Source organism: Pseudomonas sp. M47T1 (assembly GCF_000263855.1).
In the GTDB taxonomy this organism is placed as follows: domain Bacteria; phylum Pseudomonadota; class Gammaproteobacteria; order Pseudomonadales; family Pseudomonadaceae; genus Aquipseudomonas.
On sequence record NZ_AJWX01000044.1, the window covers coordinates 1 to 13,642 of the forward strand.

A 13,642-nucleotide genomic window follows, 5' to 3' on the forward strand; every position below is an offset into this window, starting at 1 on the left:
GCGCCGCCCGCGCGGCGCTTCGCGGGCAGAGCCCGCTCCCACGTTTGTTTCGGGCCAATTATGCCAGTGAGATCATCTCGACCGCCTTGGTGGCACCCACACACATCTTCAGTAAAAAAACAAAGCGGTCCCGGGAGATGCCACTGACATAACTGGCCCGAAACAGACTGTGGGAGCGGGCTCTGCCCGCGAAGCGCCGTGCGGACGGCGCTCGATCTCAAGAACGCCAAAAGAGCCAGGGCGAACACCTATTAGCCCCAACGCAACCTCAAGCCAACCTCAAGCCAACCGCTCCAACCCCTCAAACGGACAATCAGCCAACAGGTCCACCAACAACCGCCCATCCGCCAACCGCAGATCAGCAGGCGCCACCTCCGCCAACGGATACAACACAAACGCCCGCACGTGCATCTGATAATGCGGCACCGTCAACCGCGGCTCATCGATCACGCGATCGCCAAACAAGAGCACATCGAGGTCCAGCGTACGCGGCCCCCAACGCTCGGCTCGCACACGCCCCTGGCCATTTTCGATGGCCTGCAGGGCGTCCAGCAATGCCAGTGGCGCCAGGTCGGTCTCAAACCGCGCGACGGCGTTGGTGTAAGGCGGCTGGCCGGGCGACAGCGATTCACTGCTGTACAGCGCCGACACCTCCAGCCCTTGGCTGGAAGGTAACTGCCCCAGTGCGTCGATGGCCTGGCGCAGTTGCTCGGCGGGTTCGGCCAGGTTGCTGCCCAGGCCGATGTACACGACGTCCATGCTTACTCGCCCGAATCAGCCGCAGCGCCGCGTTTGCGCTTGGCACCGCTGCGTTTGCGCTTTCGCGGGCCGGCACCGGTTTCGTCCTTGCTGCCCAGGTCGCGGATCATGTCGCGGCGTTCGCTGTCATTGGCGTCCTGGTAGTCGGTCCACCATTCGCCCAGGCCGTCAGTCTGCTCGCCGGCGCTTTCACGCAGCAGCAAGAAGTCGTAGCCGGCACGGAAACGCGGGTTGTCCAGCAGCAGGTCGGCACGTTTGCCGCTGCGGCGTGGCAGGCGTTCCTGCATGTCCCAGATCTCGCGGATAGGGATGGTGAAACGCTTGGGAATTGCAATGCGCTGGCACTGTTCGGCAATCAGCTGGTGGGCACCTTCCTGCATGGCCGGAATCGGTGGCATGCCGCGTTCCTGCAAATGCAGCACACGGGCGGGCAGGGCAGGCCACAGCAGGGCGGCAAACAGGAAGGCGGGTGTCACCGGCTTGCCTTGCTTGACGCGCAGGTCGGTGTTTTTCAGCGCTTCGCTGATCAGCGTGTGGGTGTAGGTCGGCTGATGTTCCAGGGAATGCGCGCTGGCCGGGAACAGCGGGTCGAACAGTTGCAGGTCGACCAGCATCTCGAAGGTGTCGGCGGCGTTGCCCGACAGGAACAGCTTCAGGCATTCCTCGAACAGGCGTGCCGACGGGATCTCACGCAGCATGGGCGCCAGTTCGCGGATCGGCGCGGCGGTGTGCTTCTCGATGCCGAAGTTCAGCTTGGCGGCGAAACGCACGGCCCGCAGCATGCGAACCGGGTCTTCCTGGTAGCGTTGCACCGGGTCGCCAATCAGGCGAATCAGGTGGTTGCGAATGTCGTGTACGCCGTTGGCGTAGTCGAGAATGCGCTCGCTGACCGGATCGTAGTACAGGGCGTTGATGGTGAAATCGCGGCGCTGGGCGTCCTCTTCGAGGGTGCCGTAGACGTTGTCGCGCAGGATGCGACCACTTTCGTTGCGCGAGGACTGGTTGCTGTCTTCCTCTTCATCATCCTGGGGATGATTGGCGCGGAAAGTGGCGACCTCGATGATTTCGCGACCGAAGTGGATATGCACCAGCTTGAACCGGCGGCCAATCACCCGGGCGTTGCGAAACTCCGCACGCACTTGTTCGGGGGTGGCGCTGGTGGCGACGTCGAAGTCCTTGGGCGTGATGTTGAGCAGCATGTCACGCACGCAACCGCCCACCAGATAGGCCTGATAGCCCGCGTTTTGCAGGCGTTCGACGATGCTCACCGCGTGGCGGCTGAACTGGTTGCGTTGCAGCGAGTGTTGCCCGCTGTTGAGCACTTCGGGCGTGGTGCGCAGGTGTTGCGGACGACGCACGGGGGTACGGAAAGACTGGAACAGCTTCTTCAGCATGGGATGCACTGTTTGAAGGAATGTTCGGCCATGAATGAGAATGACCGCATGATGGGCGGGGATTCTAGCATTTAGTCGAGGGATGGTGTAGGACGCTGCGCAACGAGGGGGACGAAACGTGGAAACTACAAGGGGAGCCGAAGCTCCCCAAGGAATGTAGTTGCATGCTCTTCTTGTTTTTTTGTTCGGGCTTCTTGTTTTTGTTAACGCCCTGCCCGCGTGGCCTTCGCCAGTGGGCTGCTCCCTAACCGGGAGCAAGAGCAAACGGATTGCTTTGGTCGCTGAGTTGCTTTCATCCCATGCCGTTCTGCTTTTCAGTGCAGTTTTTATTGGTCTTTGCCTGGGTGTGGGGCTAGCCCCAATTACAACGCCTCTCCAAAAGAATCAGTTAGCTGCGCCTCCGCCGTGTTGTTCTTGTTATGCGTGAGCCGTGTCATCTTGTTTTTATTAGAGTGTGTCATTGCTTATTGTTGTTCTTGTACCAAATACATAGCAGGTGCCGTGCCAACTTTTTAAAGTGCCTGTAAATCAAGGGTTTGCGGGATTTGGTGGTGGTCGGCCGGTGCCTGTTCACACCTGAATTCGTTACCGTACGCCCCGGCTTCTGTTACGCGGTGCGGGTGGGGGTAACAGTTTGTCACTCCCCCGTTTTGTTACCCCGTGACACTCAGTAAATAGCTGAAACGTATCAGCTTTCGCTGGCCACGCCCGACTTGCGTCGCGGAATGCCCAAGCGTTGGCGGCGCTCCCACAGGCACTTGCGGCTCACGCCCAATTTGCGCGCCAACTCAGTCTCGGTCATGTGGTCCTGATGCTCGAGCACGAAGTGCTGGAAGTAGTCTTCCAGCGACAGGTCTTCGGTGGGCTCGTGGTTGGTGGTGCCGACATTGCTGGCCGAAGGGCTGCCCAATGCTTCGAACGCATCGTCGTCCAGGTCTTCGAGCTCGATGTCGATGCCCAGCAGTTCGGCGGAAATTTCCGCACTCTCGCTGAGAATGACCGAGCGCTCCACCGCGTTTTCCAGTTCGCGCACGTTACCTGGCCACGAATAGTGGCGGATGGCTTGTTCGGCGTCCGGGGCAAAGCGCAGGTCAGTGCGGCCGTTGCGCGCGCTCTGGCGGGCCAGGAACGCGTGGGCAATCTCGTTGACGTCGGCGCCGCGCTCGCGCAGGGCGGGCAGCTTGAGCGCGATCACGTGCAGGCGGTAATACAAGTCTTCACGGAACTGGCCCACCTTGGCCAGGCTCTTGAGGTCGCGGTGAGTCGCCGCGATCAGGCGCACATCGACCTTTTGCGACTGCACCGAACCTACCCGGCGAATCTCGCCTTCCTGCAACACGCGCAACAGGCGGGCCTGGGCTTCCAGGGGCAGCTCACCGATTTCATCGAGGAACAGCGTACCGCCGTCCGCCGCTTCCACCAGGCCTGCACGGCCGGCGCTGGCGCCTGTGAACGCGCCCTTTTCGTGGCCGAACAGCTCGGACTCGATCAAGGTTTCCGGAATGGCGGCGCAGTTCACCGAGATCATCGGCGCCTTGGCACGGCGCGACAGGTTGTGCAGCGCGCGCGCCACGAGTTCCTTGCCGGTACCCGACTCGCCTTGGATCAGCACGTTGGAGTCGGTAGGCGCCACCTTGCGGATCTTGCTGTACAGGTCTTGCATGGGCGGGCACGAGCCGATGATGCCAATCTCGCCGTTGGCGTTATCGGCCGCCGCGGCCTTGCCGCTGCCATTGGTTGCGCGCTCTGCGGGCGCGGCTGGGGCCGGCGCCGTCTGGCGGTCACGCAGGATGCGCGCCACGGCCTGAAGCATCTCGTCGTGGTCGAAGGGCTTGGCGATGTAGTCCACCGCGCCCATTTTCATCGAGTCCACGGCCGAGCGCAGGCTGGCGTAGCTGGTCATGATCAGCACCGGCTTGCCTTGGCCCAGCTTGATGAGCTCGGTGCCCGGGGCGCCAGGCAGGCGCAGGTCACTGACAATCAGGTCGAAAGTGGGGATGGAGAAGCGCTCTTGTGCTTCTTGCACGGAGCCGGCTTCGCTGACCTGGTACTGATTCCGTTCAAGCAGGCGGCGCAGGGCAGAACGAATAATAGTTTCGTCTTCGACGATCAGAATGTGCGGCATTGATTCAATTCTCTCGACGGTCTCAGTTCACGGCGGACGTCGCTTCGACATGCCGAGGCAAGGTCACCCGAATACGGGTGCCACGCTGGCTTTGAGTATCAGCCGGGCTGTCGATGGTGATTTGTCCATAATGCTCTTCAACGATGGAATAGACCAGAGCAAGCCCCAGTCCGGTTCCCTCGCCAGGATCCTTGGTGGTGAAGAACGGTTCGAATAAACGGTCCATGATGTTCTTGGGAATGCCGCTGCCTTCGTCTTCGACGATCAGGTCCACGGTGTGTTCGCTGGCCTCGCTCTTGACCCGCACGGCGCTGCCGGCGGTGGAGGCGTCGCGGGCGTTGGACAGCAGGTTGATCAGCACCTGGGCCAGGCGTTGCGGGTCGCCTTCAACCCAGTGGTCGGGGTCGCAGAGGTTATAGAACTGCACTTCGAAATTGCGCCTGTTCAAGGCCAGCAGGCCAATGGCGTCCTGGGCCACTTCGGCCAGGTTCACCGGCTCGTCGCTGTGCTGGTGGCTGCCCGCGTGGGCGAAGCTCATCAGCGACTGCACGATGCGTGAAACGCGCTTGGTCTGTTCGAGGATCTGGCTGCTGAGTTCGGTAATTTCACCGTCTTCTTCGCGTTCTTCGCGCAGGTTCTGCGCCAGGCAGGCGATGCCGGTGATTGGGTTGCCGATTTCGTGTGCCACGCCCGCCGCCAGACGGCCAATGCTGGCCAGGCGCTCGGAATGCACCAGCTTGTCTTCCAGCATCTGCGTTTCGGTAAGGTCTTCCACCAGCAGCACCAGGCCGCTGTTGCCTGGGGCGAGTGGCTCGTCGATGGCCGCCTTGTGCAGGTTGAGCCAGCGAATCTGGCCGTCCAGTGGCAGGCGCTGCTTGTGCAGGTGCTCATCGGGAATGTCGATGAAGCCTTGCAGCAGCCCGCGCCATGGCTCGCCGATGGTCATCAGGCGTGAACCCACCACACGCTGCGCGGCGATGCCGGTCAGCTCTTCCATGGCCTTGTTCCACATCAGGATTTCCTGGTCCTTGGCCAGCGAGCACACACCCATGGGCAGTTCCTGCAAGGTCTGGCGGTGGTAGCGGCGCAGGGCGTCGAGCTCGGCGGCGAGGCCGGTGAGGCGCGAGTGGTAGTCTTCCAGGCGGCTTTCGATGAAGTGAATGTCTTCGGTGACGTAGTTCTCGTTGCCCGACTTGTAGGGCAGGAAGGTCTCTACCATGTCCTGGGCGACGCTGGGGCCCATCAGGCCGGACAGGTTGGCCTCAATGCGGTCGCGCAAGCGGCGCAGGGCATAAGGGCGGCGCTCGTCGAATGGCAGGTAGAGATCGCGCAGCGCCTGTTCCACTTCTTTCTGCGCGGCCTTGGCGCCCAGCGGCTTGGCGAGCTGGGTGGCGAATTCCTGTGGCGAGGCGGCGTGCAGCTCCCGGCGCTGCGGGCGGCGCACGTTGTCCACGGCGCAGGCCTCGGCGGCACTGGCCTCCTCGGGGCTGGGGTTACTGAACAGCGAGATCAGGGTGAACATCAGTACGTTGGCCGCCAGCGACGCGATCGCCGCCATGTGCCAGCTAGTGTCGTCGAGCACATAGATCATGTTCAGCAGCGGGATGTAAATGCCCTGCAGGTTGCCGATCAACGGCAGCAACATGGTTACCATCCACACCAGGATACCCGCCAGCAAGCCGGCAATGAAACCGCGGCGGTTGGCGGCCGGCCAATACAGTACCGACAGCACACCGGGCAGGAACTGCAAGGTGGCGACGAAGGCGACAATGCCCAGGTTGGCCAAGTCCTGGGCGGTGCCCAGCAACAGGTAGAAGCCGTAGCCGGCCATGATGATGGCCACGATCAGGCCGCGCCGTGTCCATTTCAGCCAGCGGTAGATGTTGCCTTCGGCCGGTGGCTGGTAGAGCGGCAGCACCAGGTGGTTCAGCGCCATGCCAGACAGGGCCAGGGTGGTGACGATGATCAGCCCGCTGGACGCCGACAGCCCGCCCACATACGCCAGCAGCGCCAAGGCCTTGCTGTTGGCGGCGATGCCCACCCCCAGGGTGAAATATTCCGGGCTGGTGGTGGCGCCCAGGCGCAGGCCGGCCCACAGAATCAGCGGTACCGCCAAGCTCATCAGCAACAGGAACAGCGGCAGGCCCCAGCTGGCGCTGACCAGCGCGCGCGGGTTGAGGTTTTCGGTAAAGGCCATGTGATACATGTGCGGCATGACGATGGCCGAGGCGAAGAACACCAGCAGCAGCGTGCGCCACGGGCCTTCCTGCAACGGGGTGTGCAGGGCGGCGAGGGCCGTCTGGTTTTGCAGCAGCCACAGTTCCAGTTCGTGCGGGCCGTTGAATACCCCGTACAGCGCGTACAGGCCGATGCCCCCCACGGCCACCAACTTGATGATGGACTCGAAGGCAATGGCGAACACCAGCCCTTCGTGTTTTTCGCGGGTGGCGATATGGCGCGAGCCGAAGAAAATGGTAAACAACGTGATCAGTGCGCAGAAGGCCAGTGCCACTCGGTTCTGCACCGGTTCCCGGGTGAGGATGCTGATGGTGTCCGCCACGGCCTGAATCTGCAGTGCCAGCAGGGGCAGCACGCCCACCAGCATGAAGATGGTGGTGAGCGCGCCCGCCCAGGTACTGCGGAAGCGGAACGCGAACAGGTCGGCCAGGGACGACAGCTGGTAGGTGCGGGTGATTTTAAGAATCGGGTAGAGCAGCACCGGCGCCAGCAGGAACGCCCCGGACACCCCCAGGTAGCAGGCCAGAAAGCCGTAGCCGTACTGGTACGCCAGGCCCACGGTGCCGTAAAAGGCCCAAGCGCTGGCGTAAACACCCAGCGACAGCGTGTAGGTGAGGGGGTGGCGAATGATTGCGCGCGGGATCATCCCGCGTTCACTGATCCAGGCTACACCGAACAGCACCAGCAGGTAGGCGGCGCTGATCAGGATCATCTGGGTGAGGCTAAAGCTCATCGGCATCACGTTGGCTCTGGAGAATGAAGGTCACCACGATCAGGATCAGCCACAGCAGATACGGCCGATACCAGGCGCCGGTCGGTTCAATCCACCAGTCCATGATCGCGGGGGAAAACAGGTAGATGCCGACTACCAACAGCAGGACCAAACGGTAGATATACATGCCGGCCTCCTCGGTGGATGAACGTCAAACCCAGAGCGCTCGACTTATTATTGTCTGTGTGGGCAAAAAAGGTGCGGGGATGGTAACGCAAGCGCATCGTAGCGCAACTGGAAGTTCACTACATTGGTATCCGGGGGCCAGGCTACGTCAGGGCGTGAGCTGGGCTTCGGCCAGGGTCAGGGTGCGGGGGATGAGGTCGGCGTTCCAGTGGGTGATGCCCCAGGCCAGGACTTCACGGGGCATGGCGTCGCGCAGTTCGGGCGGGGCCGGCTGCCCCAGGGCGCGAAGCGCGCGCACCAGCAGCGGAGCGGCTTCGTCGGCTTGCAGCGGCGGCGAGCGGTAGCTCTTGCCCAGCTTGTTGCCATCGGGCTGGATGATCAGCGGAACGTGCAGGTAGTCGGGTTGCGACAACCCCAGCAACTCCTGCAAGTACAGCTGGCGCGGCGTGGAGTCGAGCAGGTCGGCGCCGCGCACGATGTGCGTCACCCCTTGCAGCGCATCATCCAGCACCACGGCCAGTTGGTACGCGTACAGGCCGTCGCGGCGGCGAATCACGAAATCACCGGAGTCGCGCCCCAGGTGCTGCTGGAAACGGCCCTGGACGCGGTCTTCGAAAGTGTAAGTCAGTTCCGGCACGCGAATGCGGATGGCCGCGCTTTCCTGGCCATGCCCGGCATTGCGGCATAGGCCTGGGTAAATGCCGTGGTAAGGCTCCAGTTGCTTGCGCGAGCAGGTGCAGGCGTAGGCCAGGCCCTGTTGGAACAGCCGATCGATTACCTGGGCATAGGCATCATGGCGCAGGCTCTGGTAAACCACCTCGCCATCCCATTCGAAGCCGTAGTTCTCCAGGGCTTCGAGAATCGCCGCCTGGGCGCCCGGCATTTCCCGGGGCGGGTCCAGGTCTTCCATGCGCAGCAGCCAGCGGCCGCCAACGGCACGGGCGTCGAGGTAGGAGGCAAGGGCGGCCACCAGCGAGCCGAAATGCAGGAAACCACTGGGGGTTGGCGCGAAGCGGCCAACATAGGCAGGCGTGTTCATGGGAAACAGGGTACTGGAAAATTCAGCGAAGGGGGGCAGCACCGGGGCGTTGGGCACGCCCCGGTTTCAACAGGTCATTTGCCGACCTGTTTTTCCTTGATCTCTGCCAGGGTCTTGCAGTCGACGCAGAGGTCGGCGGTAGGGCGGGCCTCAAGGCGGCGCACACCGATCTCGACGCCGCAAGACTCGCACCAGCCGTATTCTTCGTCGGTGATCAGTTGCAGGGTCTTATCGATTTTCTTGATCAGCTTGCGCTCGCGGTCCCGGGCACGCAGTTCCAGGGCGAATTCTTCTTCCTGGCTGGCGCGGTCGGCGGGATCGGGGAAGTTGGCTGCTTCATCCTTCATATGGTCCACGGTCTTGTCGACGCCGACCATCAGCTCCATTTTCCATTTTTGCAGGATATTGGTGAAATGTGCGCGCATGGGTTTGCCCATGTACTCCTCACCGGGAGCTACCACATAAGGCTCGATGCCACTTTCCAGTGTTTGGGTAGATGCTTGCTTTTCATTGGTGGACATTGGTTGACCGCCTCTCGCTCTTCTAATCCATTGCGCAGGATGCTCCATCTCCGACACCCGCCGGCCCTGCGACTGCAAGCCGGCGAACTTAGCAGATCAATCCAGGCGGCGCCACTCCCGGTTGTCGAGCCTGTCGCAGATGGCGTCAAAGCATATGGACCGGCCGTTTCGCGACACGTTCGGCTGTCGCGTCCGGTAGAATCGTTATTTTACACCCTTTAAGGAGGGTCAATGGCCCAGCCCTACAGTGCGCGCAGCCGCGCCATAGAACCCTTTCACGTCATGGCGCTGCTGGCCCGTGCCAATGAATTGCAGGCGGCGGGCCATGACGTCATCCACCTGGAAATAGGCGAGCCGGACTTCACCACCGCCGAGCCGATCATCAAGGCGGGGCAGGCAGCGCTGGCCAACGGCCAGACCCGCTACACCGCGGCCCGCGGCCTTCCCGCGCTGCGTGAGGCCATTGCCGGGTTCTATGACCAACGCTACGGGGTCAACGTCGACCCCCAGCGTATCCTGATCACCCCCGGCGGCTCGGGCGCGCTGTTGCTGGCCACCAGCCTGCTGGTAGACCCGGGCAAGCACTGGCTGCTGGCCGACCCGGGTTACCCCTGCAACCGTCACTTCCTGCGCCTGGTGGAGGGCGCCGCGCAGTTGGTGCCGGTGGGCCCGGAAGTACGTTATCAGCTGACGGCCGACCTGGTGGCGCGTCACTGGGACCACGACAGCGTCGGTGCGTTGGTGGCATCGCCGGCCAACCCCACGGGCACGCTGTTGAGTCGTGACGAGCTGGCGCAGCTGTCACAGGCCCTCAAGGCCCGAAATGGTCACCTGGTGGTGGATGAGATCTACCATGGCCTGACCTACGGCACCAACGCCGCCACCGTGCTGGAAGTCGACCAGCAGGCGTTTGTCCTGAATAGTTTTTCCAAGTATTTCGGCATGACCGGCTGGCGTCTTGGCTGGCTGGTGGCCCCGCCCGAGGCGGTGCCAGAGTTGGAGAAACTGGCGCAAAACCTCTACATCAGCGCCCCCAGCATGGCCCAGCACGCTGCACTGGCCTGTTTCCAGCCGGACACCCTGGCCATACTGGAAGAACGCCGCGCCGAATTCGGCCGCCGCCGCGACTTCCTGCTGCCGGCCCTGCGCGAGCTGGGCTTTGGCATTGCCGTGGAGCCGGAAGGCGCCTTCTACCTGTATGCCGACATCAGCGTCTTTGGCGGCGATGCATTTGCTTTCTGCCAGCACTTCCTTGAAACCGAACACGTGGCCTTCACCCCAGGCCTGGACTTTGGCCGTCATCAGGCCGCCCATCACGTGCGCTTTGCCTATACTCAAAGCCTGCCGCGCCTGCAGCAGGCCGTGGAGCGCATCGCGCGTGGACTGCGGAGCTGGCAAGGCTGATGGAATTCACTCCCGCGCTGGAAGAAGGTCGTCTGTTGCGTCGATACAAGCGGTTCCTCGCCGATATCCGCACCCTGGACGGCGAAGAGCTGACCATTCATTGCCCCAACACCGGGTCTATGTTCAATTGCATGGTGGAGGGCGGCCAGGTGTGGTTCAGCCGCTCCAATGACCCCAAGCGCAAGCTGCCCGGCACCTGGGAAATCAGCGAAACGCCCCAGGGCCGCCTGGCCTGCGTGAACACCGGGCGCGCCAACCGCCTGGTGGAAGAGGCCCTGAATGCCGGGGTCATCACCGAGCTGGCGGGTTTTACCGCGCTCAAGCGTGAGGTGGCCTATGGCGAGGAGGGCAGCCGTGTGGATTTCTGCCTGCAATACCCCGAGGGGCCGGCGTACGTCGAGGTGAAGAGCGTGACCCTGGGCTACGACGGCACCACCGTGGCCGCGTTTCCGGACGCCGTGACCCAGCGCGGGGCCAAGCACTTGCGCGAGCTGGCGACCTTGGCGCGCAATGGCGTGCGAGCGGTGCAGTTGTACTGCGTGAACCTGACGGGCATTGACGCCGTGCGACCGGCGGGCGAAATCGATAGCGCCTATGCCGACGCCTTGAAAGCAGCGGTGGCCGACGGCGTGGAAGTGCTGGCCTATGGCGTGCACCTGGACAGCCAACAGGTCTACGTCAACCGCCGCCTGCAAGTCATTCTGTAATAACCGCCCTGTGGGAGCGGGTTCTCCCCGCGAAAAGAACGCCTCGGTCGGTCAGAGGTTTCGCGGTGTAGCCCTCGCGGGCAGAGCCCGCTCCCACAGGAATCGTTGGCGCCTTGATATTAGACGTCTACCCAGATCCCTGTGGCGTCCTCGCGGCAATCGAAATTCTCCAGCTCCTTGCCTTCACACGGCCCGGCCACGCATTCGCCCGAGTCCATCAGGAACAACGCCCCATGGCTGGCGCAGCGGATCAGGGTGGCGCTGTCATCCAGAAACACATCGGTTTCCCATTGCAACGCTGTGCCCCGGTGCGGGCAGCGGTTGCGGTAGGCGTATACCCGGCCTTCGCGGCGTACGATAAAAAGCTTGATGCCTTCGCACTCGAAACCGCGACTTTGTGCTTCGCTCAACGCGGTGCTTTCACACAGCCACTGCATGCTGACCTCTATGTGTTACCTGATGATACAAGGGGTGGCTTGACGTCCAAATGCAAATAATTATCAAATGAAACGTTCGGTTGCCGTTCGGGCGGGCATTCAACGAGATAACGCCAGGCACTGCAACCCTTGCCATTCATTGATCAGAGGATTTCCACATGCGCTTGAGCGCCAGGGTCATCGGCTTCACCGCCGCCATGTTGCTTCACCCGTGGGCCACGGCCGCCCAGGCACTGCCTCAGCACTGGGTCAGTGCCGGCGGCGCCCTGACCGAATGGGTGGTGGCCATGGGTGGGGAAAGCAAGCTGGTGGGCGTGGACACCACCAGCCAGCACCCTGACAGCGTCAAGTCGCTCAAAAGCATCGGCTATCAGCGTGCACTGTCCTCTGAGGGCATCCTGAGCCTGAACCCGCGTCCGGATATTCTCATTGGTACCGAGGAAATGGGACCGCCGCCGGTCCTGGAGCAAATCCGCGCCGCCGGTCTGCACGTCGAAATGTTCGACAGCAAGCCCGACCTGCCCACCCTGCAAGCCAACCTGTTGCACCTTGGCCGGCTGCTGGGCGATGAGGGCCACGCCGGGCAACTGTTCGATGACTATCGTCAGCAATTGACCACCCATCAGGCGTGGGTCAAGCAGGCCGAGGCCGCCCAACCGGCGCCCGGGGTTATTCTGCTGCTTGGGCACATGGGTGCCAAGCCGCTGGTGGCGGGGCCCGACACCGTGGCTGACTGGATGATTACCCAGGCCGGCGGCCGCAACCTGGCCACCCAGCAGGGCTACAAGAACTTCTCCACCGAAGTGCTGGCTGCGCTGGACCCGCAGGTCATCGTCTTCGCCGACCGCTCGTTGAGCGGCGAGGCGGCCATTGCCGCGCTGCTCAAGGACAACCCGGCGCTGGCGTCCACCCGGGCAGTGAAAGACAAGCGCATCGTGCAGCTTGACCCCACCTTGCTGGTGGGCGGCCTGGGGCCGCGCCTGCCGGCGAGCCTGAACGGCCTGTCCCAGGCGTTTTTCCCTGATGCCAAGCCTGCCCAATGAGGCCGATGCTGGCGCCACGCACCTTATTTACGGGCCTTGGACTGCTGTGCCTGCTGGCCTGCTGGTTGTCGTTGGCCCTTGGCCCGGTGAGCCTGCCGCTGTTGGACACTCTGCGGGCAGGTTTGCACCTGGCGGGGTTGCCGGTGCAAGGGCAGGGGCTGGAGCAGGCCGAGATGATCCTGGGGCAGATCCGTTTGCCACGCACCTTGCTGGGCCTGGCCGTAGGCGCGGTGCTGGCGCTGTCGGGGGTAGCGATGCAGGGCCTGTTTCGCAACCCGCTGGCCGACCCCGGGTTGGTGGGGGTGTCCAGCGGCGCGGCCTTGGGTGCGGCTATTGCGATCGTTTGCGGTAGCTGGTTTGGCGGCCTGCCGCCACTGCTGGAACCGTACCTGCTGTCGCTGTGCGCTTTCCTCGGCGGCCTGGGGGTGACGGCGCTGGTGTACCAACTGGGCCGCAAGAACGGCCAGACCAGCGTTGCCGTGATGCTGTTGGCAGGCGTGGCGTTGACCGCGCTGGCCAGTTCCGCCGTGGGGTTGTTCACCTACCTGGCCGACGACGCCACGCTGCGTACCCTGACCTTCTGGAACCTGGGCAGTCTCAATGGTGCCAGTTACCAGCGGTTGTGGCCGCTGGTGCTGATCGCCACCGGGGTGTCGCTGTGGTTGCCGCGCCGGGCCAGGGCGTTGAATGCCTTGCTGCTGGGTGAGTCCGAAGCGCGCCACCTGGGCGTGGATGTAGAGCGGCTCAAGCGTGAACTGGTGTTCTGTACCGCGCTGGGGGTTGGGGCTGCGGTTGCCGCGGCCGGCCTGATCGGCTTCATCGGCCTGGTGGTGCCACACTTGGTGCGCCAGGTCTCGGGGCCCGATCATCGGGTGCTGCTGCCGGCCTCGTTGCTGGCGGGAGCAAGCCTGCTGCTGTTTGCCGACCTGATTGCGCGCATGGCCCTGGCACCGGCCGAACTGCCTATCGGTATTGTCACGGCGTTCCTGGGGGCGCCGTTCTTTCTCTATCTATTGGTGCGGGGGCGTCCCTGATGTTGCGTGTGGATAACCTGCAAGTGGTGCGCGGCCAGCAAGC

12 protein-coding genes are annotated in these 13,642 nt (G+C 63.1%); 4 read left to right on the forward strand and 8 right to left on the reverse strand.

The annotated features are described in order from the left end of the window. Nucleotides 1-279: 279 nt before the first annotated feature. The 7 genes from folK to dksA form a co-directional block, all read right to left on the reverse strand. Entirely contained in the window at nucleotides 280-759 is a 480-nt protein-coding gene (gene folK, locus PMM47T1_RS27895) for a 2-amino-4-hydroxy-6-hydroxymethyldihydropteridine diphosphokinase (protein ID WP_008375585.1), read from the reverse strand. A gap of 2 nt (nucleotides 760-761) precedes the next feature. Beyond that, entirely contained in the window at nucleotides 762-2,153 is a 1,392-nt protein-coding gene (locus PMM47T1_RS27900) for a polynucleotide adenylyltransferase PcnB (protein WP_008375586.1), read from the reverse strand. A gap of 688 nt (nucleotides 2,154-2,841) precedes the next feature. Next, a complete protein-coding gene (locus tag PMM47T1_RS27905; protein WP_008375587.1) occupies nucleotides 2,842-4,278 on the reverse strand; it encodes a sigma-54-dependent transcriptional regulator in 1,437 nt (478 codons plus the stop codon). Between the two features lie 22 nt (nucleotides 4,279-4,300). Then, nucleotides 4,301-7,255 carry a sensor histidine kinase gene (locus PMM47T1_RS27910; RefSeq protein WP_177323414.1) on the reverse strand — a complete coding sequence of 985 codons (2,955 nt, stop codon included), beginning with the start codon at nucleotides 7,253-7,255 and terminating at the stop codon, nucleotides 4,301-4,303. Beyond that, nucleotides 7,239-7,415, reverse strand: a complete 177-nt coding sequence (locus PMM47T1_RS29610; protein ID WP_003250005.1) for a hypothetical protein — start codon at nucleotides 7,413-7,415, stop codon at nucleotides 7,239-7,241. The genes PMM47T1_RS27910 and PMM47T1_RS29610 overlap by 17 nt, the downstream gene beginning before the upstream one ends. A gap of 147 nt (nucleotides 7,416-7,562) precedes the next feature. Next, nucleotides 7,563-8,453, reverse strand: a complete 891-nt coding sequence (gluQRS, locus tag PMM47T1_RS27920; RefSeq protein WP_008375589.1) for a tRNA glutamyl-Q(34) synthetase GluQRS — start codon at nucleotides 8,451-8,453, stop codon at nucleotides 7,563-7,565. Between the two features lie 74 nt (nucleotides 8,454-8,527). Beyond that, nucleotides 8,528-8,974, reverse strand: coding sequence for an RNA polymerase-binding protein DksA (gene dksA, locus PMM47T1_RS27925; RefSeq protein ID WP_008375590.1), 447 nt, complete (start codon nucleotides 8,972-8,974; stop codon nucleotides 8,528-8,530). A 231-nt stretch (nucleotides 8,975-9,205) separates the two neighbouring features. Here dksA and PMM47T1_RS27930 point away from each other — a divergent pair, with 231 nt between their 5' ends. Both PMM47T1_RS27930 and sfsA read left to right on the forward strand, forming a co-directional pair. Further along, on the forward strand, nucleotides 9,206-10,378 hold the full coding sequence (locus PMM47T1_RS27930) for a pyridoxal phosphate-dependent aminotransferase (RefSeq protein WP_008375591.1): 1,173 nt from the start codon (nucleotides 9,206-9,208) through the stop codon (nucleotides 10,376-10,378). Continuing rightward, nucleotides 10,378-11,085: a DNA/RNA nuclease SfsA gene (sfsA, locus tag PMM47T1_RS27935; RefSeq protein WP_008375592.1), complete on the forward strand. Its 708-nt coding sequence runs from the start codon at nucleotides 10,378-10,380 to the stop codon at nucleotides 11,083-11,085. The genes PMM47T1_RS27930 and sfsA overlap by 1 nt, the downstream gene beginning before the upstream one ends. A 119-nt stretch (nucleotides 11,086-11,204) precedes the next feature. On the opposite strand, the gene PMM47T1_RS27940 is transcribed toward sfsA, so the two are convergent. Then, nucleotides 11,205-11,522, reverse strand: a complete 318-nt coding sequence (locus PMM47T1_RS27940) for a Rieske (2Fe-2S) protein (protein ID WP_008375593.1) — start codon at nucleotides 11,520-11,522, stop codon at nucleotides 11,205-11,207. Nucleotides 11,523-11,680: 158 nt separating this feature from the next. On the opposite strand from PMM47T1_RS27940, the gene PMM47T1_RS27945 reads away from it, so the two are divergent. Further along, entirely contained in the window at nucleotides 11,681-12,565 is an 885-nt protein-coding gene (locus PMM47T1_RS27945; RefSeq protein ID WP_008375594.1) for a heme/hemin ABC transporter substrate-binding protein, read from the forward strand. A gap of 50 nt (nucleotides 12,566-12,615) precedes the next feature. Then, the gene (locus PMM47T1_RS27950) at nucleotides 12,616-13,599 is read left to right on the forward strand and encodes a FecCD family ABC transporter permease (protein ID WP_177323415.1); all 984 of its coding nucleotides are present in this window, start codon (nucleotides 12,616-12,618) and stop codon (nucleotides 13,597-13,599) included. The last annotated feature ends 43 nt before the right edge of the window (nucleotides 13,600-13,642 follow it).

Coding starts and splice junctions, on each gene's coding strand:
- folK (WP_008375585.1), bottom strand. CDS start 759: ATGGACGTCGTGTACATCGGCCTGGGCAGCAACCTGGCCGAACCCGCC.
- PMM47T1_RS27900 (WP_008375586.1), bottom strand. CDS start 2,153: ATGCTGAAGAAGCTGTTCCAGTCTTTCCGTACCCCCGTGCGTCGTCCG.
- PMM47T1_RS27905 (WP_008375587.1), bottom strand. CDS start 4,278: ATGCCGCACATTCTGATCGTCGAAGACGAAACTATTATTCGTTCTGCC.
- PMM47T1_RS27910 (WP_177323414.1), bottom strand. CDS start 7,255: ATGCCGATGAGCTTTAGCCTCACCCAGATGATCCTGATCAGCGCCGCC.
- PMM47T1_RS29610 (WP_003250005.1), bottom strand. CDS start 7,415: ATGTATATCTACCGTTTGGTCCTGCTGTTGGTAGTCGGCATCTACCTG.
- gluQRS (WP_008375589.1), bottom strand. CDS start 8,453: ATGAACACGCCTGCCTATGTTGGCCGCTTCGCGCCAACCCCCAGTGGT.
- dksA (WP_008375590.1), bottom strand. CDS start 8,974: ATGTCCACCAATGAAAAGCAAGCATCTACCCAAACACTGGAAAGTGGC.
- PMM47T1_RS27930 (WP_008375591.1), top strand. CDS start 9,206: ATGGCCCAGCCCTACAGTGCGCGCAGCCGCGCCATAGAACCCTTTCAC.
- sfsA (WP_008375592.1), top strand. CDS start 10,378: ATGGAATTCACTCCCGCGCTGGAAGAAGGTCGTCTGTTGCGTCGATAC.
- PMM47T1_RS27940 (WP_008375593.1), bottom strand. CDS start 11,522: ATGCAGTGGCTGTGTGAAAGCACCGCGTTGAGCGAAGCACAAAGTCGC.
- PMM47T1_RS27945 (WP_008375594.1), top strand. CDS start 11,681: ATGCGCTTGAGCGCCAGGGTCATCGGCTTCACCGCCGCCATGTTGCTT.